This window comes from Streptomyces sp. NPDC014991, from assembly GCF_043080665.1.
GTDB lineage: Bacteria > Actinomycetota > Actinomycetes > Streptomycetales > Streptomycetaceae > Streptomyces.
Genome location: NZ_JBIBVY010000002.1, coordinates 507,890 through 530,771, shown reverse-complemented (window position 1 = coordinate 530,771; position 22,882 = coordinate 507,890). Strand labels below are relative to the sequence as shown.

The window sequence follows — 22,882 nt, the reverse complement described above, 5'->3', positions numbered from 1 at the left end:
ATGAGATACGGACGGGTCGGAATCGACCTGGTCCCGTTCGGCCGCGTCCGCGAGATGGTAGGGCGCGACAACGGGGCCGCGCTGGCCCGGATGCTCTCGGAAGAGGAAACGAGACTCTCCCGCACGGCCGGCGGGCCGGACATCGCGGGTATCGCCGGGCGCCTGGCCGCCAAAGAGGCGGTGTTCAAACTCTTCCGCGTTCCGGGGCAGACGTTGCCGTGGCTCGGCATCGAAATCCTGAAAGACGACGGCGGCTGGCCCGTCGTACGACTCGGCGGACGCGCCGCCGACCTGGCGCGGGACGCCGGTCTGGAGCACATCGAAGTCAGCATCACGCACGACGAACCATGTGCCGTGGCGGTCGCCTTCTGCGCCGGTGCGCCGGAGGCGGACACCAGTCGGCTGACATCCGCCTGACAACGGTTTGAGGAGTGGGAAATGGCATCGGCAGGAATCGACGAAGTACGCGCCTGGATCCTGGAACGGCACCCGGAACGGAAGACCGTCGAATCCGACGAGAACCTCATCGAGAGCCGGCTCGTGGACTCGCTCTCGTTCGTCGAGCTGGTCTACGCCATCGAGAGCGCCAGCGGCGTGGAAATCGATTTCGAGGCCATCGACATCCAGGACTTCCAGACGCTCTCGGCGATCGAGAAGGCGTTCTTCGTCACCGTCTGACTCCCGGAGGGGGACAAGCATCATGGAAGCTGTCTCGTACACGGCCCAGTGGACGGCCGCGGCCCGGGCGGTCGAGTCCGAACGCGGCGACGAGGCGATGTTCGACGACCCGTTCGCCCGCGAGCTGGCGGCTCCGCGCGGCTTCGAACTGCTGGAGAAGTACGGCGGGGGCGGCCTGCTGCCGTTCATCGCCATACGCACGAAGTACCTGGACGACAGCATCGAGGCGATCCTCGGGGACAGCGGCATCCGGCAGATCGTGTTCATCGCCGCCGGCATGGACACCCGGGCCTTCCGGCTGGCCTGGCCGCCCGGCGTGACGGTCTACGAGGTCGATCACGAGGCCCTGGTCGCGGAGAAGCGCAGGCGCCTCGCCGAGCTGGGCGCGCGGCCGACGACCGAACGCCGCGAGGTCGCCGCCGACCTGGCCGGGCAGTGGCTGCCCGCCCTGTACGACGCCGGGTTCGACCGCGACCAGCCCACCCTGTGGGTCGCGGAGGGGCTGATGTTCTTCCTCACCCGGGAGCAGGCGTCCGGGCTTCTCGCCGTCCTGGGGTCCGCCTCGGCCGCCGGCAGCTGGCTGGCCGTCGACTTCGTCAGCAAGGCCCTGTTGCGCAGCCCGTTCTCCCGCGCCTTCCTCGAGGGCCTGCGCGAGGACGGCACACCCTGGCTGTTCGGCACCGACGAGCCCGAGGAGTTCCTGGCCGACACCGGGTGGAAGGTGCGGGAGCTGAAGGAGCCGGGTGAGCCCGGCGCGGGACAGGGCCGGTGGCCGTACGAGGTGCAGCCCCGCGACCGAAGGGGCGCGCCCCGCAGCTGGCTGGTCCGCGCGGAGTTCGCGGGCCGCTGAGAGGAGAGCACATGAGCGACGCGACGACCCTGGAGAGGATCGAGTCGTTCCTCCCCGAGCGCAGCGTGAAGATCGACGAAGTCGCCGGCAGCCTCGGTCTCCGGCGGGCCGAGGTGGGCGTGTTCCGGAAGATCTACGGCCTGGACCGGCTCCGGTTCGACCCGGACACGGGCCTGTTCGACCTGGTCCTCCCCGCTGCGCGGCAGGCGCTGAAGGCGCTCCCGGAAGGACACCGGATCAGGTACGTCATCTACGCCCACACCATGCAGACCCTCACCCCGCCGCACATCGACGCCGCTCAGGTGATCCGTGACGATCTGGGGCTGCACGACGCCGAGGCGTTCGCGCTCACCCAGCAGGCGTGCGTCAGCAGCCTGGGGGCCATCGACCTGGCGGGCGAACTGCTGCGGGCCGAGGCGCCGGAGGGCGCCCACGCGCTGATGGTGACCGGCGAGCGGGCCTACTCGCCCAAGGTCCAGCTGATCCCCAACAGCGCCATCATGGCCGACGCCGCGGCTGCCTGCCTGGTGACCGTGGGCGGCCGGGGTGACGAGGTGCGCTCCCATGTCACGCGCACCCTCGGCGAGTACGCGGCCGGACTGGAGATGACCAAGGAGGAGACCCAGGGCTTCGGCCGGGCCTACGGCACGGTGCTCGGCGAGGTCATCCTGGAGGCCGTACGGGAGGCGGGGCTGGCCTTCGGCGACATCGACCTCGTCATCCCGCACAACGTGAACATGGTCTCCTGGCGGCAGACGATCAAGGAGATGGGCGCCGACCCGGGCCGTTTCTTCCTGGAGAACATCGAGCGTTACAGCCACTGCTACGCCTCGGACGTCTTCGTCAACTACACCACGCTGCGCGACAGCGACCGGCTCGTCGACGGCCGCCACTACGTCCTGTGCTCCGTCGGTCTGGGTGCCACCTTCGGCGCCATGGTGATCACCCACCGGAAGCGGTGAGCGCGATGGACGCCACCGCCTACACGGCGGATCTCAAGGAAGCGCTCACCGGCGACCGCGACGCCCGGTTCGTGTGGCTGTGCAATTTCGAGGTGGAGAACCAGTGGGCGCGCGACTACGTCGGTCTGCCGGCGGCGCGGGTGTCGGCCACCAGCGCGACCGTGCAGCGCATGGAGGAACTCGGCGCCCTGCTGGCCGAACCCGCCGACTGCCTGCTGCTGGACCGGCCGCTGGACGACGGCTACCGACGCTACCTCGAGAAGACCGGTCTGGGCGCCCCCGTCGAGCTGGTCACACGGGACCCGGCCGGCGCCGGCGGCACCAGCCGGGCCGTGCTCGACTCACCGGAGTTGATGGACCGGCTGCGGCAGCTCGCACGGGACGGCGCGTATCTGATGCCCATGGGCAACTCGCTCCTGGAGCAGCGGATCTCCCAGGAGACGGGGTTGCGCGCCGCGGTGCCGAACGCGGCCGTCCACGAGCGGGTCAACAGCAAGATCTACAGCCGTCGCCTCGCCGGGGAGCTGGGGCTGCGCGAGATCCCCGGATTCTGCTGCGAGACGGTCCCGCAGCTGCGCCACGCGCTCGACCAGGGGCTGGGCGACGGCGGGCCGGTGATCGTCAAGGACGCCTACGGCGTCTCCGGCAAGGGCCTGCTCGTGCTGGACAGCCGCAAGAAGGCCGACCGGCTGCTGCGCATGGTCGAGCGCCGGGCGCACAACACCGGCGACGACGCGATCCATGTGGTGGTGGAGCGGTTCCTGCCCAAGCGGTTCGACCTCAACTACCAGTTCACCATCGACCGCGCCGGAGGGGTCCGGTTCGACTTCGTCAAGGAGGCGCTCACCTCCGGCGGGGTGCACCTCGGCCACGTCATGCCGGCCGACCTCACCCCGGCCCAGCACGAGACGCTCACCGAGGCCGCCGAGGCGCTGGGCGCACGACTGCACAAGGACGGGTTCTTCGGCATCGTGGGCGTGGACGCCCTCGTCGGCGCCGACGACCTGGTCTATCCGGTCCTGGAGATCAACGCCCGGCTGAACATGTCCAGCTACCAGGGACGCGTCACCGAACGGTTCCTGGCGCCCGGGGGCACCGCACTGGCCAGGCACTACCCGCTGCGGCTCACCACGCCGGTCTCCTTCGACGAGGTGGCCGAGGCCCTCGGCGACCTGGCCGAACCGCCGTCGGCGGGTACCGGAGCGGTCATCACGTCGTTCGGCACCGTCAACGCGCAGAGCGGTGGATCCGTCCCGTTCGACGGCCGGCTCTACACCCTGCTCTTCGCCGCGCGACGCGAGGAACTCACCGCCCTCGACCAGCGGGTGGCCCGCTCGCTCGCACGATTCGGCACCAGCGGAAGGAAGCCATGAGCAGCCGGAAGGAAGCCACCAGCAGCACCGGCGGCACGAGCGGCACGGAATTCCATGTGCAGGGCGTGCCGATCTCGCGCATCGCCGAGGAGTTCGGCACCCCTGTGTACGTCTACGACGGCGAGGAGCTGCGCTCCGTCTACCAGTCGCTGCGCGACCGGCTGCACCCGGCGGTGGACGTCTTCTTCTCCCTGAAGGCCAACCCGAACATCAGCGTCACCTCCCGGCTGGGCTCGCTCGGCGCCGGCGCGGAGATCTCCTCCATGGTCGAGCTGATGACCGTGACCCGAGCGGGCATCGCACCGGACGACGTCATCTTCCTGGGACCGGGAAAGACGCGCGCCGAGCTGGAGGCCTGCGTCGCCGCCGGTCTGTACGCCATCGTGTGCGAGTCGCTGGACGAGGCCGCCGAGATCGAGGAGATCGCCGCCGCCACGGGCCGCGACGAGGTCCCCGTGCTGCTCCGCGTCAACCCGGACTTCCACACCAAGGGCTCGGGCCTGACGATGGGCGGCAAGCCACGCCAGTTCGGCATCGACGCCGACGTCCTGCGCCGCTCCCGGGGCCTTCTCGACCGTCTGCGCAGGGTGCGGGTGCGCGGCTTCCACGCCTACATGGGCACCCGCTTCCTGGGCGCCGAGGACCTGGCGCGCAACACCCGCCAGATCCTCGCCCTGGCCGACGAACTCGCGCAGGCCCTCGGGATCGAACTCGAGACCGTCGACTTCGGCGGCGGTTTCGGCGTCGCCTACTTCGACAACGAGAAGGACCTCGACCTCCCGGCCACGGTCGCCGGGATCAACGAGGTGGTCGAACCGTTCGCCGCCGCGCACCCCCGGTGCCGGCTGATCAACGAACTCGGGCGGTACCTGACCGCGACGTGCGGCACGTACGTGGTGCGGGCGCTGTACGTCAAGGAGTCGATGGGCGAGCGGTTCGTCGTCGCCGACGGCGGCACCAACCACCACATGGCGGCGGTCGGAGTCGGCAGCTTCGTCAAGCGGAACTTCCCGATCCGCTCGCTGACCCGGTACGACGACGAGCTGACCGGCACCTACACCGTCACCGGGCCGCTGTGCACCCCCAACGACGTCATCGGCAAGAAGGTCGTCCTGCCCCCGGTCCAGGCCGGTGACCTGCTGGGGGTCGAACGCTCGGGAGCGTACGGACCGACCGCCTCACCGGGCCTGTTCCTCAGCCACGGCTTCCCGGCCGAGGTACTGGTCCACAACGGCACCGCGCACCTGGTGCGCGAACGGGACCGCAAGGAGGACCTGCTCACCAAGCAGCGCCTCATCGACTTCGACTGACACAGGAGCGAACTGGCAATGGAACGCGGCAGCGTGATCTCGGCGGTGGAGAAGTCCCTCAGCGAGGTGCTGGAGCGCCCCGTCACCGGCCTCACCGAGGAGGTACGCCTCTTCGAGGACCTGCATCTGGACTCCACGTCCGTCCTGGAACTGCTGATGGCACTGGAGGACGCCGTGGACATATCGGTGGACCCCGAGGACCTGGACATGGACGACTTCAAGTCGGTCGGATCGCTCACCGACTACGTCCTGTCCCAGGCCGCGCAGACCACCGGCGAGGGATGAGGCGACGGCGATGCCCACTCTGCGTGCCGCCTGCGCCGTGGTGTCCCCACCGCGCAGGCCCTACGACGACGACCCGTCCCTCCTCTCCTACTACCGCGACCTGGTCGAGCCGTTCGGGCTGGAGGTGGAGGAGGACCTGCTGCGCGCCGGACCGAACGTCCGCCACCGGGACCTGATCGACCGGCTCGTGACGGCCGGTGACACCGGCGACAGCGCGCCCGATCTGGTGATCGTGACGCAGGCGCTGCCGGACGTCACCCCGTTCACCGCGATCTCGCCCTACCTCGACCGGCTTCTCGGCGGCCGTGCCACCAACTTCGGCATCCACCAGCAGGGCCTGGCGGCGCCGTTCACGGCGCTGCGCATCATCTCCGCCTTCCAGCGCGCCGGCCGCAGCCTCGATGCGGTGCTCGCCGTCCTGGAGCAGACCACCCTGCCCACCCGGTTCCCGCTGGTCCACGACAACCACCTGGTGGACTCCGGGGTCATGCTCCGGTTCGGCCGGGACGGCGGGCCCCGGGTGACCGAAGTCGAGGCGGTCCCCGCCACCGAGCCGGTGGCCGCCCGGATCGGCGAGGTGGCGGGCAAGGAGCCGGACGGCACCCTGGTGGTGGCCGGGCCCTGGCTGGACGTGGCCGCGCTCGACGGCGTCCGCCACCACTACCAGGCCGGCCACGGCACGTACTGCACCAGCGTCTGGCTGGCACTCGCCCGGCACTGGCGCTCCTGGCAGCAGGAGTACCCGACGGTCGTGCTGTGCGACACCGACCCGCGCTCCGGGGACAGCCACCTCGCCGTGCTGCGGTCGGACGGTCACGACGCGGTCCCGGGCACGGCAGGCGGTGAGGGACGGTGACGCCGGTGGACAGCGCCACGACGACCTCCCCGGACACGGCCCTGCGGGACTTCGCCGCCGCGCTGGACGCCTGCCACGACAAGGTGACCTCGGGCGGCCTCGTGGTCTCCCACGGCGGCTGGGTTGTCGCCTCGCCGGCGCGGGTGACCGCCGGGGCACAGGTGCCGGGCAGCTCGGGAGCGCTGATGGCGCAGCGCGGCGGAACCCCGGCCGCCGACCGCCGGCAGGAGGCGTTCGCACAGGAGCTGATCGGACTGCACCGGCAGACCCTGCGCGAGGTGCTGGACGGCGCGGTCACCCGGCTCGACGAACGCGTCTCGGAGGGCGTCAGCCTGCTCAACCGCCAGCTCGTCCAGGGCGCGGTGGCCGATGTGGCCCTCGCCCTGTCGGAGGCGGACGACCTGCGCGAGCTGCCCATGAGCACCCCGTGGCGCCGCTGGCGGATCCACCGGGACCTGGTGAACGCGGGCCGCACCGCCCTCAAGCTGTACGGCGCCGGCGGCTTCGTCGCCGGGGGACCGGGGACCGTCCTGTACCTGACCGAGATCCTCGGCAACATCTACCTGCGCCCGGAGCAGCCGGGACCGGAGGCCGGAGATGACTGAGCCCACCGGCGAGCGCATCGCCGCACTGCGCTCCTACGTACGGGAGGCCGGCCGGGAACTGCGCGCGATCGGCCTGGAGATCGACCGCGACCCGGAGGCGATCGACCGCTGGCTGGGACTGCCCGCCGTGGACATCATGCGCGGCTGCACCATACCGGCCGAGTACCTCGACTCCCCGCTGCGCGTCGGCGCGCACACCTACGACATGAGCTCCTGCCTCGAACACACGGTGACCATCGAGGAGCTGAGCTACGGCGACGCGGGATTCATGCTCGCCTGCCCCGGTCCCCTCATGTCGGGGGTGGCGGTGGGCGCCCTGGGCGACGACAAACAGCGCCACCACTACTACGAGCGCATGGCCGGACCGGAGCCCGTCTGGACGTTCTTCGGGCTCACCGAACCGGCCAAGGGATCGGCCGCCACCGAGCTGGAGACCACGCTCGTCCCCGAGGGCGACGGCTTCCGCCTCACCGGCGAGAAGCGGTACGTGGGCAACGCCGCGTACGCCCAGCTGGGCGTGGTGTTCTGCCGCAGGGCGCCCGGGCCGCTGGGCATCGAGGCGGTCCTGGTGGACACGGCCGCTCCCGGATTCCACGCCGAGCCGATCCCCACCGTCGGCATGCGCGGGGCGCGGATCTCCGCCATCAGGCTCGACGGCGTACGCGTGGAGCGTGAGCAGATCCTCGGCTACGACAGCCTCAAGCCCAGCCGGCGCGGGCTGATCGGCGCCATCCGCACCCTCCAGCGGTTCCGTCCGGTGCTGGCCGGCACCATCGTGGGGCTGTGCCGCGCGGTGCTGGACCACGTACGCGAGCAGCGCCCCGCCCTGGCGGGCGGCGCCCGGGCCCGGCTGGAGGACCTGGAGGACCGGCTCACCGCCGTACGCCGGCAGAACTACGAGGTCGCCGCGGCCATCGACGCCGGCCGGGTGCGCGCCGACCGCGTCGCCGGGGTCAAGACGCGTGCCGCGGAGCTGGCCGAACGCTGCACGCTGGCCGCCGCGGACCTGATGGGCCCCGGCGCGCTCCTGGAGGACCCGCTGCTGAACAAGCTGTACCGGGACGCGCGGGCCTTCGAGTTCATGGAGGGAACCGGCCACATCCAGCGGCTGGCCGTCTTCCAGGGCGTGCTCAAGAGGACGTTTCTCGACTAGCGGGACACCGCGAAGGAGCAGGGGGAACACACGGTGTGGATCGGTGTCGACGTCACGCACGAGAACGAGCTGGCGGCCCTGCTCGCCCGTCCGTGGTTCCGTGACTACACGTACGCCCCGGAGGAACTCCGGACCGCCGCCTCCTTCGGCGCGGAGCGAGCCCATGAGTTCCTGACCGGGCGCTTCGCGGGGAAGGAGGCGGTACTGAAGGTCATCGGCACCGGCGTGGGGGCGGGCGTGACCCCCCGCCAGGTGGCCATCCTGCGGGCCGACAGCGGGGCCCCGCAGGTCCGCCTCTCCGGCGCGGCGGCGCGGCATGCCCGCGATCGTGGCATCGCCGGCATCAGCGTGTCCGTCACGCACAAGAAGGGCGTGGTCGTCGCCGTCGCGATCGGCGTGCCCGCCGCCTCGCACGCCGGCACCGAAGCCCGCGAACCCTCGCGCTGAACCGCGCGGCGCGGCCGCGACACCCCCACCCCTCTTCGTCCGGCCACAGCGTGATCGACGCAGGACCTGCCGCGGCCCGTCCACGCGCAGGCCACCGCCAACGGGCACTTGGGCCGCGTGCCGCCCGACCCCACCAGGAAGCGCACCCGCGCCCGGGCGTCGCGCGACGCCGCCGGCATCTGACCCGTCCCGCCCGACCGCAGGCCGAAGGAGAGCACGCCGTGCGTATCGCCGTCACCGGTTCCATCGCCACCGACCACCTGATGTCCTACCCGGGCCGGTTCGCCGACCAACTGGTCGCCGGGCGGCTCGACCGTGTCTCCCTGTCGTTCCTGGCCGACACCCTGGAGATCCGCCGGGGCGGCGTCGCGGCGAACATCGCCTTCGGCCTCGGCCGGCTCGGCCTGCGTCCACTGCTGGTCGGGGCGGCGGGAACCGACTTCGCCGACCACCGCGAACGGCTGGAACGCGCCGGCGTGGACACCGGCCCGGTGCGCATCAGCGCCTCGGCGCACACGGCCCGCTTCGTGTGCACGACGGACGCGGACCAGAACCAGATCGCCACCTTCTACGCGGGCGCCATGGCCGAGGCCCGAGACATCGACCTGGCCGCGGTGGCCCACGACGCGCGAGGGGTGGACCTGGTGGTGATCGCGCCCGACGACCCGGAGGCGATGCTGCGCCACACCGACGAGTGCCGGAGCCTGGGAATCCCCTTCGCGGCCGATCCCTCGCAGCAGCTCGCGCGGCTGGACGCGGGCGAGACCCGCCGACTGGTGGACGGCGCCCGGCTGCTGTTCACCAACGAGTACGAGGCGGCCCTGCTCCAACAGCGCACCGGCTGGAGCCCCGCACACATCCTGGACCGGGTCGGAACCTGGGTGACCACCCTCGGTCCGGACGGCGCGGCCATGGCCCGCGCCGGTGAGCCGGCCCTGCGGATCCCCGCCGTCGCGACCAGCCACCCGCTGGATCCGACCGGAGCCGGCGACGCCTTCCGCGCCGGCTTCCTCGCCGGCGTCGCCTGGGGCCACACCCCCGAGCGGGCCGCCCGGCTCGGGTGCGCGCTGGCGACGGTCGTCCTGGAATCGGTGGGCACCCAGGAGTACGAGCTGACCGCCGCCGACCTGTCCGCCAGGACCGACAAGGCGTACGCGCCGACTCCCGCCGGCCGGACGTCGTAACCCCGCCGCGCCGCCCACCCTCCCGGACAGGCGGCACACGGACTGCTCGGTCGTCACCGCAGGACACCCGCGGATGTCCGGCGTGAGGCGGTCCACCGACCACAAATAAGAAAAACCCCAGGTCACGGCGAGTGAGTCCTGGGGTTGATCCGAGCCGCTTTCGGGATTCGAACCCGAGACCTACGCATTACGAGTGCGTTGCTCTGGCCATCTGAGCTAAAGCGGCGCGCTGTCCGCACCATGGTGCGATCAGCAACGTCGGTAAGTCTACACAGTTTCCCGTGGTGCTTCGTACCCGCCCCGGAGCGGGTGGCACCGGGGCGGGCGGCGCGGGCTGGGGTCTTTCGTTCGGATCCGGCCTGATCCGAACGAGAGGGCCTAGGAACAGCGTTTGCCGGACGCCGGCGGGGTGCCGCGGAGGAGATAGGTGTTGATCGCCGAGTCGATGCAGGCGCTGCCGCGGCCGTAGGCGGTGTGGCCGTCGCCGACGTAGGTGAGGAGGCGGCCGGAGGAGAGCTGGCGGGCCAGGGACTGCGCCCAGCGGTAGGGCGTCGCCGGGTCGCGGACCGTGCCGACCACCAGGATCGGCGCCGCGCCCCTCGCCTCGATGCGGTGCGGCTCACCCGTCGCCTTCACCGGCCAGTACGTGCAGTTCAGCGACGCCCAGGCCAGGCCCGGGCCGAAGACCGGGGACGCCTTCTCGAACGCGGGCAGCGCCTTCTGCGCCTCCTCCGGGCCGGTGAAGGCCGGCGGCAGGTCCAGGCAGTTCACGGCGGCGTTGGCCATCATCAGGTTGCTGTAGTGGCCGCTCGTGTCCCGCTCGTAGTAGCTGTCGGAGAGGGCCAGCAGGCCCGCCCCGTCGTTGTGTCGCATCGCCGAGGTCAGCGCCGCGCGCAGCTGCTCCCAGGACCCCTCGTCGTACATCGCCGCGATCACGCCGGTGGTGGCCAGTGACTCCCCCAGCCTGCGGCCGTCCGCGTCACCCGCGGGCACGGGGTGGGCGTCCAGCTTGCGGAAGAACGCCCGCAGGTGGTCGCCGGCCTGTGCGGGCGTCGTCCCCTTCCCGCCGAGCGGGCAGTCGGAGCGCCGTACGCAGTCCTTCGCGAACGCCTGGAACGCCGTCTCGAAGCCCGCCGTCTGGTCCAGGTTCAGCCTGCGGGCGTCCAGGGACGGGTCCATGGCGCCGTCGAGCACCATCCGGCCGACCCGCGCAGGGAACAGTCCGGCGTACGTCGCCCCGAGAAACGTGCCGTACGACGCTCCCACGTAGTTCAGCTTCCGGTCGCCGAGGACCGCCCGCAGGATGTCCATGTCGCGGGCCGTCTCGACGGTGGAGACGTGCCGCAGCAGCTTCGCCGAGTGGGCCCCGCAGCTCTCCGCGAACTCACGGTCCGCCTTGACCAGCGCTTTTTGCTCCCGCTGGTCGTCGGGGGTCATGTCGGTCTGCGTGTAGGCGTCCATCCGGTGCCCGTCGAGGCAGTGGACGGGCTCACTGCGGGCGACGCCCCGGGGATCCACCGCGACCATGTCGTAACGGGCCCGGACCTTGGCCGGGTAGCCGATGCCCGCGTACTCCTGGAGGTAGCCGACCGCCGAGCCGCCCGGACCACCCGGGTTCACCAGCAGCGAGCCGAGCGGCTTGCCCTTCCCGGTGGCCTTCTTGCGCGCGACGGCGAGCCGGACGGAACCCGCACCGGGTTCGGCGTAGTCCAGCGGGGCCTTCATCGTGGCGCACTGGAAGCCGGGTACTCCGCAGTCGTGCCATCGCAGCCGCTGGCTGTAGTACGACGTCAGCGCCGACGGCGTCGAACGCGGCAGCGCGGCCAGCGCCGCGTCCACCGTCGCGCCTCTCGCCGTGCTGGGACCTTCCGGTGAGCAGGCGGACACGAGCAGGGCGGCGGCCGCGACGAGGGAGGCCGTGAGACGGGCCGTCGTCCGGGAACGGACGGCACGGATCCGATGGGGGGATGGCCTGGTGTGCATCAGGCGAGCGTAACGGTGCGCGACAGGGCGGGTGCGTTCTGTGCGAAGTGTGGCTCGTACGGGGGACACCCACCACCGTGTCCCCCTCGGCGACCGGGCCGAACCGTCACCCCGCCCGCAGGGCCATGGTCATCGCCTCCACGGCCAGCAGCGGGGACACATTACGGTCCAGGGCCTCCCTGCACGCGGCGATCGCCTCGATACGGCGGAGGGTGGACTCCGGGGCGCCGGCGCGGGCCAGTCGCTCCAGGGCGTCCCCGGCGTCGGCGTTGGCGATCGCCACTCGGGTGCCGAGCTGGAGGGCGAGGACGTCGCGGTAGAAGGCGGTGAGGTCACCGAGGGCGATGTCGAGGCTGTCGCGCTGCGTACGCGTTCTGCGGCGCTTCTGCATGTCCTCGAGGTCCTTCATCACTCCCGCCGTGCCACGCGGCAGCCGGCCGCCCTGGGCCGCCCCCAGCGCCGCCTTCATCTCCTCGGTCTCCTTGCCGTCCGTCTCCTGGGCGAGTTGCCGGGCGTCCTCGGCCGCCGCGTCGACCAGCTCCTGCGCGGCCCTGAGGCACGCGCCGACCTCGTCGAGGCGCAGCGGCAGCTTCAGCACCGCCGCGCGACGCTCGCGGGCCGCCGGGTCGGTGGCGAGGCGGCGGGCCCGGTCCACATGCCCCTGGGTGGCGCGGGCGGCGGCGACGGCGACCTCCGGCTCGATGCCGTCTCGGCGTACGAGCATGTCGGCGACCGCGTCGACCGTCGGCGTGCGCAGGTTCAGGTGCCGGCAGCGGGAGCGGATGGTGGGCAGGACGTCCTCGACGGACGGGGCGCACAGCAGCCACACCGTGCGGGGGGCCGGCTCCTCCACTGCCTTCAGGACGGCGTTGGCCGACTTCTCGTTCAGCCGCTCGGCGTCCTCGACCAGGATGATCTGCCAGCGGCCGGTCGCCGGGGCGGTGAACGACTTGCGGACCGTGTCCCGCATGTCCCTGACCAGGATCTCCGCGCCGACCGCGGCGACCGTCGTGACATCCGCGTGCGTGCCGAGCAGCGCGGTGTGACAGCCGTCGCAGAACCCGCAGCCGGGGGTCCCGCCGAGGGCCCGGTCGGGACTCACGCACTGGAGAGCGGCGGCGAAGGCCCGCGCCGCCTGGCTCCGGCCCGCGCCGGGCGGGCCCGTGAACAGCCAGGCGTGCGTCATCTTCGACGCCTCCGGCGGCGGCTCGTCCGCCGCGGCGGCCGTGACGAGGGCATCGGCGTCCCGCGCGGCTGCATCCAGCACCGCGCTCACCTTCTCCTGCCCGACGAGGTCGTCCCACACGGTCATGGGTCACGCCGCCCTTCCGTCACACTCCACGTTCCGGACTCCATTGTGCGGGCGAGGTCCGACAACGGAGGCCGGCCCGACCGGCGCGAGGCGGCACCCTGCCGGCCCGCGGCCCCTGGAGGATGCCCTGCGGGCACCGCCGCCCGCGGGGAAGTGCCCGGCGGCCACCGCCCGCGCCGATGCCCGGCACAGCCGGCGGCCCTCACCGATGTCCGCCGGACGCGGCACGTGGCACCGCCGGCCGCGGGACGACCGACCTCGACCGGCGGCCGGCCGGGCCCCGGGCCCGGCCTCGTCCGGCGCCGGGCAGGACCCGGTCCCCGCTTCGACCGGTGCCGGGGCGGAACCAGTCCCCGTCTTCGACCGGTGCCGGGGCGGAACCGGCCCCCGCCCCGCCTCCGGCCCGCATCCGTCCTCAGCCGCGACGGCCCCGGCCGCGGCCCCCGCTGTTCCGCTGTTCGTCGGTGTTGCCCTGGTCACCGTGCGGCTGTTCGTCGTAGGAACCCAGCAGCTCGTCCGCCAGGGTCGGCAGGTCGTCCAGCGGGGTTTCCTCGGCCCAGTCGGAGCGCGGGCGACGGCGCGGTGTGCCGTCGGCGTCGATCTGGGGCATCTCGCGGGTGCGTCCCTCGGAGCCGTCGGGACCCGTACCCGGCCGCTGCCGGCCTGGCCGCTCGTCCCGGAAGAAGCCGGGCGGCACCCGGCCCGCCGGGTCGTCGTCCCGTACGGGCGGCAGCACGGCGGTCTCGTCGGCCGCACCGTGATCCACCACCGGCGGCAGCTTGGCCGTGTCCTCGACCGACACCGGCGGCAGCTTGGCCGTGTCCTCCACGGACACCGGCGGCAGGACGGCCGTCTCGTCCGCCACACCCGGCGTCACCGGCGGCTGCGGCAGCTCGGCGGTCACCTCGGCATCGGCATGGGGCCGCCGCGCGTCCTCGGCAGGACCGCCGCGTTCCTCGCGCACCGGCCGCAGCACCGTGGTGTCGTCCGTGTTCCGCACGTCCTTACGCAGCCCGTCGAAGCCCCGCCCCTCCCTGGGGCGCCGGTCCGCGCCCGGTGAGACCACCGGCGTGGGGGCCGTGACCGCCTCGTCCGCCACGCCCGGCGCGGTCGGGGTGGCCGGCAGGGGGGCGCTGGGCCTGCGGGCAGCCACGTCGGCCGCCGCCGCCGCCTCGGCGGCCCGCCGGCGGGCCTCCTCGGCCCGCAGCAACGCCTCCTCGGCCTTGCGCTGCGCCTCCAGCCGGCGCGCCTCCTCCTCGGCACGCAACCGGGCCTGGCGGGCCTCCTCCTCGGCGCGCCGGCGGGCCTCCTCCTCGGCCTGCTTGCGGCGCCGCTCCTCCTCGGCCCTGCGGCGGGCCTCCTCCTCGGCGCGTGCCTTCTCCTCGGCGAGGAGCCGCTGCCGCTCCTCCTCCGCTCGCCGGGCGGCTTCCTCGGCCCGCAGCCGGGCCTCCTCCGCCTGCCGTTCGGCCTCGCGCCGCTGCGCCTCCTCCAGCTCGCGCCGCTTGCGCTCCTCCTCCTCGGCGCGCAGCCTGGCGAGCTGTTCCTGGCGCTCGCGTTCCAGGCGCTCCTCCTCGGCCTTGCGCGCGGCCTCCTCCTCGGCCTTGCGCCGGGCCTCCTCCTCGGCCTTCCTGCGCGCCTCCTCCCGGGCCTTGATCTCGGCCTCGGAGAGCGGCAGCACGGTGTCCAGCCGGTGCCGGATCACGGTGGTGACGGCCTCGGGCTCCTGTCCGGCGTCCACGACCAGATAGCGGCCCGGGTCGGAGGCGGCCAGCGTCAGGAAACCGGACCGCACGCGTGCGTGGAACTCCGCGGGCTCCGACTCCAGCCGGTCCGGCGCCTCGGTGAACCGCTCGCGGGCGGTCTCCGGGGAGACGTCCAGCAGGACGGTGAGGTGCGGGACGAGCCCGTCGGTGGCCCAGCGGTTGATGCGGGCGATCTCGGTCGGGGAGAGGTCGCGGCCGGCGCCCTGGTAGGCGACGGAGGAGTCGATGTAACGGTCGGAGATGACCACCGCGCCACGTTCCAGCGCGGGGCGTACGACCGTGTCGACGTGCTCCGCGCGGTCGGCGGCGTACAGCAGTGCCTCCGCGCGGTGCGACAGGCCCGCCGAGGACACGTCCAGCAGGATCGAGCGCAGCCGCTTGCCGACCGGGGTGGCGCCGGGCTCCCGGGTGAGCACGACCTCGTGGCCCTTGGCGCGGATCCACTCGGCGAGGGACTCGGCCTGGGTGGACTTGCCGGCGCCGTCGCCGCCCTCCAGGGCGATGAAGAAGCCGTTCACCGCCGGTGCGGTGACGGGGTCGTCGCCGCCCAGCAGCGCGTCCTTGAGGTCCTGGCGCAGCGGGACGCCGGACCGGTCGTCGACCTTGGCGAGCACCAGCGCGGCCACCGGCAGCAGCAGCGCGCCGACGAGCATCAGGGTGAAGGCGGCCCCGCCGTGTGCGAAGACGAACCTGCCGTTCTCCAGCCGGTGCGGGCCGATCAGCGCGGCGACCAGGGGCGCGATCAGGGCGCCGAGCGCTATGAAGACCCGGACCACGGCGTGCAGGTGCTCGGTGGTGCGCGCCCGGCGGTAGTCCTCGGTCTCCTGGTCGAGCAGGGTGTGCCCGGTGTTGGCGGCCACGCCCGCGCCGGCGCCGGCCAGCGTGACGATCAGCAGCACGGTCGTGACGTCCGGGACCAGGCCGGCGGCCAGCAGGGCGATGCCGGTGACGGCGATGGCGAGGGCCAGCAGGCGGCGCCGGGAGAGCGAGGGCAGCACCGCGGGGGCGGTACGGATGCCGACGCCGACACCTCCGGTCAGGCCCAGCACCAGCAGGCCGTAGAGCACCGGGCCGCCGCCCAGGTCCTTGGCGTGCAGCACGCACACCGCGACGGCCGCCGCGATCGCGCCGGCGACCGAGGCACAGGCCGGGACGAGCAGGGGCACCGCGCCGGTGCGGCCCTTGTCGACGCCGGTGCCGGTGCGCGGGCGGCGCAGGCCCTCCAGCGGGGACCGCGCACGCGGGGTGCGGGTGCCGGGCAGCTCCAGGGCGGTCAGCACGGCCAGGGATGCGGCGAACAGGCCTGCCGCCACATACGACCCGAGGGCCGCCTGGTGCTGGTCGAACCAGGCCACGCCGGTGCCCAGCAGGTTGTTCAGCAGACCGGCGACGACCAGTGCGGCGGCGGCCAGCGGGACCGCCAGGAAGGTCGTCCGCAGTGCCAGGCGGCGCAGGGCGTCCAGGTGGTCCGGGAGCGGCCGTACGGTGGCGCCCTCCGGCGGTGGGGCCGGCAGCAGGGCGGGGGCGGCGCTCTCCCGGCACACCGTCCACAGCCGCTCGGCGACGCCGGTGACGAAGGCGGTGACGAGCAGGACGGCGAGCGCGTCGTCCGGGGTCCAGTCGATCCACAGGGGCGCGACGATCAGCAGCGCGGCGCGGATTCCGTCGGCGCCGACCATGGTCCAGCGCCGGTCGAGGGGGCCCTCCTGGGCGGTGAGTGAGGTCAGCGGGCCGAGGAGGACGGCACCGAAGAGGAGTGTGGCAAGGATGCGCGCCGCGAAGACCATCGCCACCGCGAAGGCCACTCCCCGGTAGCCGCCGCCGAAGGCGCCCTCGGTGATCGCCGCCTGGAGGACCAGGACGACCAGCACGAGAAGGGCGAGGGTGTCGCCGACCCCGCTCACCAGCTGCGCGCTCCACAGGCGCCTCAACTGCGGTCGGCGCAGCAGGGAGCGGACGGCGCGTTCGCGGGAGTCCGCGACCAGGGCGTCGTCCGGTGCTGTGGGGTGGGCCGTTGGCTGCTCGGCTCGCGTCATGCGTTCAGCCTATCCGCAGCCGCCGACACCACACCTCGCCTGTCCTGGCATGCGCACGCCCCGACATCAAAGTGATGCCGGGGCGTGCGTGGCGCGAAGCCGGAGTGGAGGTTTCCGGTCGGGACCGGGCGTCAGTCGTCGGCGCCGGACACCGCCGCCTTGGAGGCCGTGGCCTTCTTGGCGGTGGTCTTCTTCGCCGTCGTCTTCTTCGTGGCCGTCGTCGTCTTCTTCGCGGCCGTCTTCTTGGCCGCGGTCTTCTTCGCCGGGGCGGTCTTCTTCGCCGTCGCCTTCTTCGCGGTCTTCTTGGCGGGGGCCTTCGCGCGCTTCTCGGCGAGCAGCTCGAAACCACGCTCAGGGGTGATGGCCTCGACGCTGTCGTCGGAGCGGAGGGTCGCGTTGGTCTCGCCGTCGGTGACGTACGGGCCGAACCGGCCGTCCTTGACCACGACCGGCTTGCCGGAGACCGGGTCCTCGCCCAGCTCCTTCAGCGGCGGCTTGGCCGCGGCCCGGCCGCGCTGCTTCGGCTGGGCGTAGATCGCCTGCGCCTCTTCCAGCGTGATGGTGAAGAGCTGGTCCTCGGCCTGGAGCGAGCGCGAGTCCGTGCCCTTCTTCAGGTACGGGCCGTAGCGTCCGTTCTGCGCGGTGATCTCCACGCCGTCGGCGTCGGTGCCGACGATCCGCGGCAGCGACATCAGCCGCAGCGCGTCGTCGAGCGTCACCGTGTCGAGCGCCATGGACTTGAAGAGCGACGCCGTGCGCGGCTTGACCGCGTTCTTGCCGGTCTTCGGGGTGCCCTCGGGGAGGACCTCCGTGACGTACGGGCCGTAGCGGCCGTCCTTGGCGACGATCGTGTGGCCGGTGGCCGGGTCGGTGCCCAGCTCGAAGTCCCCACTGGGCTTGGCCAGCAGTTCCTCGGCCAGCTCGACGGTCAGCTCGTCCGGCGCCAGGTCGTCCGGGATGTCGGCGCGCTGGTGCTGCTCGGTGTCCTTCTCGCCGCGCTCGATGTACGGGCCGTAGCGGCCGACGCGGAGCACGATGTCGTTGCCCACCGGGAACGACGACACCTCTCGCGCGTCGATCGCGCCCAGGTCGGTCACCAGTTCCTTGAGGCCGCCGAGGTGGTCGCCGTCGCCGTTGCCGGCGTCCGCGGCGGAAGCCGTGACGTTGCCCTCGCCGAAGTAGAAGCGCTTCAGCCACGGCACGGCCTGGGCCTCGCCGCGGGCGATGCGGTCGAGGTCGCCCTCCATCCTGGCGGTGAAGTCGTAGTCGACGAGCCGCCCGAAGTGCTTCTCCAGGAGGTTGACCACGGCGAAGGAAAGGAAGGACGGCACGAGGGCCGTGCCCTTCTTGAAGACGTAGCCGCGGTCGAGGATCGTGCCGATGATCGACGCGTACGTCGACGGGCGGCCGATCTCGCGCTCTTCCAGCTCCTTGACCAGGGAGGCCTCGGTGTAGCGGGCCGGGGCCTTGGTGGCGTGCCCGTCGACCGTGATCTCCTCGGCGGACAGCGCGTCGCCCTCGGTGACCTGCGGCAGCCGGCGCTCGCGGTCGTCCAGCTCGGCGTTCGGGTCGTCGGCACCCTCGACGTAGGCCTTCAGGAAGCCGTGGAAGGTGATCGTCTTGCCGGAGGCGCTGAACTCGACGTCACGGCCGTCGGCGGCGGTACCGCCGATCTTGACGGTCACGCTGTTGCCGGTCGCGTCCTTCATCTGGGAGGCGACGGTCCGCTTCCAGATCAGTTCGTAGAGCCGGAACTGGTCGCCGGTGAGGCCGGTCTCCGCAGGCGTGCGGAACCGGTCACCCGACGGTCGGATCGCCTCGTGCGCCTCCTGCGCGTTCTTCACCTTCGCGGCGTAGGTGCGCGGCTGCGGGGGGAGGTAGTCGGCGCCGTACAGCTGCGTGACCTGCGCGCGGGCGGCGTTGATCGCCGTGTCGCTCAGCGTCGTGGAGTCCGTACGCATGTACGTGATGTAGCCGTTCTCGTACAGCTTCTGCGCGATCTGCATCGTCGCCTTCGCGCCGAAGCCGAGCTTGCGGCTCGCCTCCTGCTGGAGCGTCGTCGTACGGAACGGGGCGTACGGCGAGCGGCGGTACGGCTTGGACTCGACGGACCGCACGGAGAAGCGGGTGTTCTCCACGGCGGCGGCGAGGGCGCGGGCGTTCGCCTCGTCGAGGTGCAGGGTGTTCGCGCTCTTGAGCTGTCCCAGGGAGTCGAAGTCGCGGCCCTGCGCGACCCGCCTGCCGTCGACGGTCTGGAGACGGGCGACCAGCGACGCCGGGTCCGACGGATCGCCCGCGCGGCCGGTCCCGAAGGTACCCGTCAGGTCCCAGTACTCGGCAGAACGGAAAGCGATGCGCTCGCGTTCCCGCTCGACCACGAGCCGGGTCGCGACGGACTGGACGCGGCCGGCCGACAACCGCGGCATGACCTTCTTCCACAGGACCGGCGACACCTCGTAGCCGTAGAGGCGGTCGAGGATGCGGCGGGTCTCCTGGGCGTCGACCAGCTTCTGGTTGAGCTGGCGCGGGTTGGCGACGGCCTCGCGGATCGCGTCCTTGGTGATCTCGTGGAAGACCATCCGCTTGACGGGGATCTTCGGCTTGAGGACCTCCTGGAGGTGCCAGGCGATCGCCTCGCCCTCCCGGTCCTCATCGGTGGCGAGGAACAGCTCGTCGGAATCCTTCAGCAGGTCCTTGAGCTTCTTGACCTGCGCCTTCTTGTCGGCGTTGACCACATAGATCGGCTGGAAGTCATGGTCGACGTCCACACCGAGGCGGCGGACCTCACCGGTGTACTTGTCGGGCACCTCGGCGGCGCCGTTGGGGAGGTCGCGGATGTGCCCGACGCTCGCTTCGACGACGTAGCCGGGGCCGAGGTAGCCCTTGATCGTCTTCGCCTTGGCAGGCGACTCGACGATGACGAGTCGGCGGCCGCCCTGTGCGGTCTCGCTGGTCGGGGACAACTTCGCTCTTCTCTCCGGTCGAGGCTGGGGGCCTCCCCAGGTCTTCGTCCCGGGGGCACGGCGTACTACTGGTTGTGTGACGCTGCGGAGTGTGACGCTACATCCCGCCCCCGTGTCAAACGGGAAAAGCCCACAACGGCCACTCGAACGGTAACCCGACTCCCGCCATTCCTGCCGCCCGGACTGCCTGGCGAATCCCGCTCCCCTGTCCGGAGCGTGCTGCTCCCCTTACCCGGCGGACATGGTGCCGCCCGGTGTCAGAGGCGGGTCAGGCAGTACACGCCGAGCGCCAGTGTCACCGTCCCGGCCACGCCCGCGACGGTGGCCGATGCGACCCGGCTCACACCGTCGGCCACCGGTTCGCGGTGCCGCAGCCGGGTCCCCGTCCAGGCCAGTAGACCGGCTCCGAACAGGGCGAACACCACTGCGGCGAAGATCGCCGGCCCGCTCTCCATGCACCGCCCACCTCTTCCGCGCCGCCCGGCCCTGCCCAGCGCCGGGAGGGTGGCACACGCGGGACACGAACAGGCGACAGCGGGGTGAACGGAAGGGCGACGAGCCGCCGGATGTGCGTTCGGACACGTCGGCCCGAAACCGCCTGCCGTATTTTTCCGGCCTTTTTCCCGTCACGGGCCCGTTCTCCTCCCGGCGGCACCTCCGCCGGAGCCCGTGCCCCCGGCATACGGCGGTGCGCACGCACCGGGCCCGGCGTGATCCGCCGGTGCCCACGACAGCGCGGCCGCCCGGCGTACCGCACCTGCCCGCTGCGGCCCTCTCGCCCCCGCGACACGCGCCACCGCTCACGGTGCTCCGAGGCTCACGGTGCTGTGAGGGCGTGCCCGCCCGGGCCTGCCGCGTGCGCCCGCTCAGCGCACCGGCTCCAGGAAGCCCTGCTCCACCAGCAGCCGGATCTGCGCCGGCGTCCGGTCGCGGAGCACCACCGGGTCCTCGCCGACGAGCTGCGCGATGGCGTCCAGGATGCGGCCGGCGCTCAGCGTGCCGTCGCACACGCCCGCGAACCCGGCACCGACCGTGTCCACCTTGGTCGCCCGGCGCATCCCGCGATGCTGGCGCAGCACCACGTGCTCCGGGTCCTCGGCCCCGGGTAGGCCGACCTGCTCCTGGACCACCTCCGCCGCGAGCCGGAAGTGGCTGTCGAGCAGCGCCGCGTCATCGTGCGCCCGGAGATAGTCCAGGCGCTCGAAGTGGGCCCGGATCGTCTCGCCGAGGGGCTGCTCGACCGGGTGCGGCCACTCCTCCACGGTGACCGAGGGCTCGGCGGCCCCGGTACCGCGCAGGGTGATCCAGCCGAAGCCGACCGCCCTGACCTTGCGCGCCTCGAACTCGTCGAGCCAGGCGTCGTACCGCGCCTGGTACTCCACCGGGTCCGCACGATGGTCACCGGCGTCCCGCAGCCACAGCTCGGCGTACTGCGTGATGTCCTGCACCTCGCGCTGCACGATCCAGGCATCGCAGCCGCGCGGCACCCACGACCTGAGCCTGTCCTGCCAGTCCTCCCCCGCCACGTGCTGCCAGTTCGCGAGGAACTGCGCGAACCCGCCCTCGGTCAGCCGTTCCCCCGCCTGCTGAACGAGCGAGCGGCACAGATCGTCCCCGCCCATGCCACCGTCCCGGTACGTCAGCCGGGCGCCGGGGGAGATCACGAAGGGCGGGTTGGACACGATCAGGTCGAACCTCTCGTCGTCCCTGACCGGTGCGAACAGCGAACCCTCGCGGAGGTCGGCGGCGGGCGCCCCGGAGAGCGACAGCGTGAGCGCCGTGGTGTGCAGCGCGCGCGGGTTGAGGTCGGTCGCCGTCACGCGCGTGGCGTGCTGGGCGGCGTGCAGCGCCTGGATGCCGGAGCCGGTGCCGAGGTCCAGGGCGGAGGCGACGGGCGTGCGGACGGTGATGCCGGCGAGGGTCGTGGAGGCGCCGCCGACGCCCAGGACGACCCCTTCGTCACGCTGCCCGACGCCGCCGGCGCCGCCGACCGCGCACCCCAGGTCGGAGACGATGAACCAGTCCTCGCCGTCGGGGCCGCCGTACGGCCGTACGTCCACGGTGGCGGCCACCTCGTCGCCGCCCAGGCGGATGAGCCACCCGGCTTCCAGCGCCTCCCCGGCGGGCAGGATCTCGCGCACGCGCGCGTAGGGCACCGGCTGCTGGAGCAGGAACAGCCGTACGAGCGTCTCCAGCGGCGTGTCGCCGCGGGTCGCCCTGAGGGCGGGCACGGTCTCGCTGCGGGCCAGCGCCGCGTAGGCGGGGGCGCCGAGCAGGTCGAGCAGCCCGTCGGCAGTGAAGGAGGCGGCCAGCAGGGCGTCCCGCAGGCGCGCGGCGATGTCGGGCCGGTCGGAAGCGGGCAGGGGAGCGAGTCCGGAGTCAGTCACGTCCCCATTGTGGCCCGGGACGTCTGCCCGGGCCGTCTCCGCGCGGACCGGCCGCCGGTGTCAGCCGGCCGTCCCCTGCGGCGTCGCCCCGGCCGTCCCGGACGCCGCCGGGACCTTGCAGCTGGGCTGCTCGGCCATCGCCGCCTTGACGTCACCCTGCTCCAGCCGCTTCAGCGCCTGGGTGCCGCTGCTGCTCTGCTTGCCGACGTCTTCCGCCTGGGCTGCGGCGACGTCCTTGAGGCCCTTGGCGAACTTGCCCTGGTCCTTGGTGTCCAGCCCGTCGACCTTCTTCTTCAGGTCGACGTACGACGAGGAGAGGCCGGCCAGGTTCCTGGCGGCGTCCCGCTGTCGCTTGGCGCCGTCGTCGACCCCAGGGGGCGCTCCGGCGTGACCGAGGGCGTCGGCGAGGGCCTTGTAGCCGTCGGCCAGGTCCTGGAAGGCCTGTGCGTAGGTCTTCTGGGCGCTCTTCGGCGGGAGGTTGCTGTCCGTGGCGATGGACGCGATCGACGCGTTGGCCGACTTGATCTTGGCGTCCTGCGCGGGTACCGCGTCGCACACCTTCTTCGCCCAGGCGACCAGCTTCGGATCGGGCCCCTTGTCGCCGCTGCTGCTGCAACCCGACAGCGCCACTACCAGTACCGCACCGCCGGACAGTGCGGCCGCGAGCTTCTTGTTCACCGGATCGGTCCCTTCCATGGCTCTCGGCCCCCGGAATCTACACGGCGGATGACGGCC

The 22,882-nt window shown here is 72.5% G+C and carries 19 protein-coding genes and 1 tRNA gene; 12 read left to right on the top strand and 8 right to left on the bottom strand.

Annotated features, from left to right (window positions below):
* From ACF1BE_RS06415 to ACF1BE_RS06360, 12 genes are all read left to right on the top strand, one after another.
* Complete coding sequence (locus tag ACF1BE_RS06415) at positions 1 to 417, top strand: holo-ACP synthase (RefSeq protein WP_392197803.1); 417 nt, start codon at positions 1 to 3, stop codon at positions 415 to 417.
* 21 nt (positions 418 to 438) lie between these two features.
* Positions 439 to 678, top strand: coding sequence for a phosphopantetheine-binding protein (locus ACF1BE_RS06410; protein ID WP_392197802.1), 240 nt, complete (start codon positions 439 to 441; stop codon positions 676 to 678).
* 22 nt (positions 679 to 700) lie between these two features.
* Positions 701 to 1,528 carry a class I SAM-dependent methyltransferase gene (locus ACF1BE_RS06405; protein ID WP_392197801.1) on the top strand — a complete coding sequence of 276 codons (828 nt, stop codon included), beginning with the start codon at positions 701 to 703 and terminating at the stop codon, positions 1,526 to 1,528.
* Between the two features lie 11 nt (positions 1,529 to 1,539).
* Positions 1,540 to 2,490 (top strand): 3-oxoacyl-[acyl-carrier-protein] synthase III C-terminal domain-containing protein, encoded by a 951-nt coding sequence (locus ACF1BE_RS06400; RefSeq protein ID WP_392197800.1) that lies wholly within the window; start codon positions 1,540 to 1,542, stop codon positions 2,488 to 2,490.
* A 5-nt stretch (positions 2,491 to 2,495) separates the two neighbouring features.
* Positions 2,496 to 3,863 (top strand): ATP-grasp domain-containing protein, encoded by a 1,368-nt coding sequence (locus ACF1BE_RS06395; protein ID WP_392197799.1) that lies wholly within the window; start codon positions 2,496 to 2,498, stop codon positions 3,861 to 3,863.
* On the top strand, positions 3,860 to 5,173 hold the full coding sequence (locus tag ACF1BE_RS06390; protein ID WP_392197798.1) for a diaminopimelate decarboxylase: 1,314 nt from the start codon (positions 3,860 to 3,862) through the stop codon (positions 5,171 to 5,173). The genes ACF1BE_RS06395 and ACF1BE_RS06390 overlap by 4 nt, the downstream gene beginning before the upstream one ends.
* Positions 5,174 to 5,191: 18 nt before the next feature.
* Positions 5,192 to 5,458: an acyl carrier protein gene (locus tag ACF1BE_RS06385; protein ID WP_389584486.1), complete on the top strand. Its 267-nt coding sequence runs from the start codon at positions 5,192 to 5,194 to the stop codon at positions 5,456 to 5,458.
* A 10-nt stretch (positions 5,459 to 5,468) separates the two neighbouring features.
* Positions 5,469 to 6,314: a hypothetical protein gene (locus ACF1BE_RS06380; RefSeq protein WP_392197797.1), complete on the top strand. Its 846-nt coding sequence runs from the start codon at positions 5,469 to 5,471 to the stop codon at positions 6,312 to 6,314.
* A 5-nt stretch (positions 6,315 to 6,319) separates the two neighbouring features.
* Positions 6,320 to 6,919 carry a hypothetical protein gene (locus ACF1BE_RS06375; protein ID WP_392197796.1) on the top strand — a complete coding sequence of 200 codons (600 nt, stop codon included), beginning with the start codon at positions 6,320 to 6,322 and terminating at the stop codon, positions 6,917 to 6,919.
* Positions 6,912 to 8,072 (top strand): acyl-CoA dehydrogenase family protein, encoded by a 1,161-nt coding sequence (locus ACF1BE_RS06370; protein WP_392197795.1) that lies wholly within the window; start codon positions 6,912 to 6,914, stop codon positions 8,070 to 8,072. The genes ACF1BE_RS06375 and ACF1BE_RS06370 overlap by 8 nt, the downstream gene beginning before the upstream one ends.
* A gap of 33 nt (positions 8,073 to 8,105) precedes the next feature.
* Positions 8,106 to 8,519: a holo-ACP synthase gene (locus ACF1BE_RS06365; protein WP_392197794.1), complete on the top strand. Its 414-nt coding sequence runs from the start codon at positions 8,106 to 8,108 to the stop codon at positions 8,517 to 8,519.
* 221 nt (positions 8,520 to 8,740) lie between these two features.
* Positions 8,741 to 9,703: a carbohydrate kinase family protein gene (locus ACF1BE_RS06360; protein WP_392197793.1), complete on the top strand. Its 963-nt coding sequence runs from the start codon at positions 8,741 to 8,743 to the stop codon at positions 9,701 to 9,703.
* A 152-nt stretch (positions 9,704 to 9,855) separates the two neighbouring features.
* Here ACF1BE_RS06360 and ACF1BE_RS06355 read toward each other — a convergent pair.
* The 8 genes from ACF1BE_RS06355 to ACF1BE_RS06320 form a co-directional block, all read right to left on the bottom strand.
* A tRNA-Thr gene (locus ACF1BE_RS06355) sits at positions 9,856 to 9,929 on the bottom strand.
* 152 nt (positions 9,930 to 10,081) lie between these two features.
* The gene (locus ACF1BE_RS06350) at positions 10,082 to 11,686 is read right to left on the bottom strand and encodes an alpha/beta hydrolase (protein WP_392197792.1); all 1,605 of its coding nucleotides are present in this window, start codon (positions 11,684 to 11,686) and stop codon (positions 10,082 to 10,084) included.
* Between the two features lie 106 nt (positions 11,687 to 11,792).
* The gene (locus ACF1BE_RS06345) at positions 11,793 to 12,998 is read right to left on the bottom strand and encodes a DNA polymerase III subunit delta' (protein WP_392197791.1); all 1,206 of its coding nucleotides are present in this window, start codon (positions 12,996 to 12,998) and stop codon (positions 11,793 to 11,795) included.
* Between the two features lie 415 nt (positions 12,999 to 13,413).
* Positions 13,414 to 16,797 (bottom strand): dTMP kinase, encoded by a 3,384-nt coding sequence (tmk, locus tag ACF1BE_RS06340; protein WP_392197790.1) that lies wholly within the window; start codon positions 16,795 to 16,797, stop codon positions 13,414 to 13,416.
* Positions 16,798 to 16,928: 131 nt separating this feature from the next.
* Positions 16,929 to 19,760, bottom strand: coding sequence for a type I DNA topoisomerase (gene topA / locus ACF1BE_RS06335; protein ID WP_392197789.1), 2,832 nt, complete (start codon positions 19,758 to 19,760; stop codon positions 16,929 to 16,931).
* 257 nt (positions 19,761 to 20,017) lie between these two features.
* Complete coding sequence (locus ACF1BE_RS06330) at positions 20,018 to 20,215, bottom strand: hypothetical protein (RefSeq protein ID WP_392197788.1); 198 nt, start codon at positions 20,213 to 20,215, stop codon at positions 20,018 to 20,020.
* A gap of 411 nt (positions 20,216 to 20,626) precedes the next feature.
* Positions 20,627 to 22,147, bottom strand: coding sequence for a methyltransferase (locus ACF1BE_RS06325; protein WP_392197787.1), 1,521 nt, complete (start codon positions 22,145 to 22,147; stop codon positions 20,627 to 20,629).
* 60 nt (positions 22,148 to 22,207) lie between these two features.
* Positions 22,208 to 22,825 (bottom strand): small secreted protein, encoded by a 618-nt coding sequence (locus ACF1BE_RS06320; protein ID WP_392197786.1) that lies wholly within the window; start codon positions 22,823 to 22,825, stop codon positions 22,208 to 22,210.
* Positions 22,826 to 22,882 lie beyond the last annotated feature (57 nt).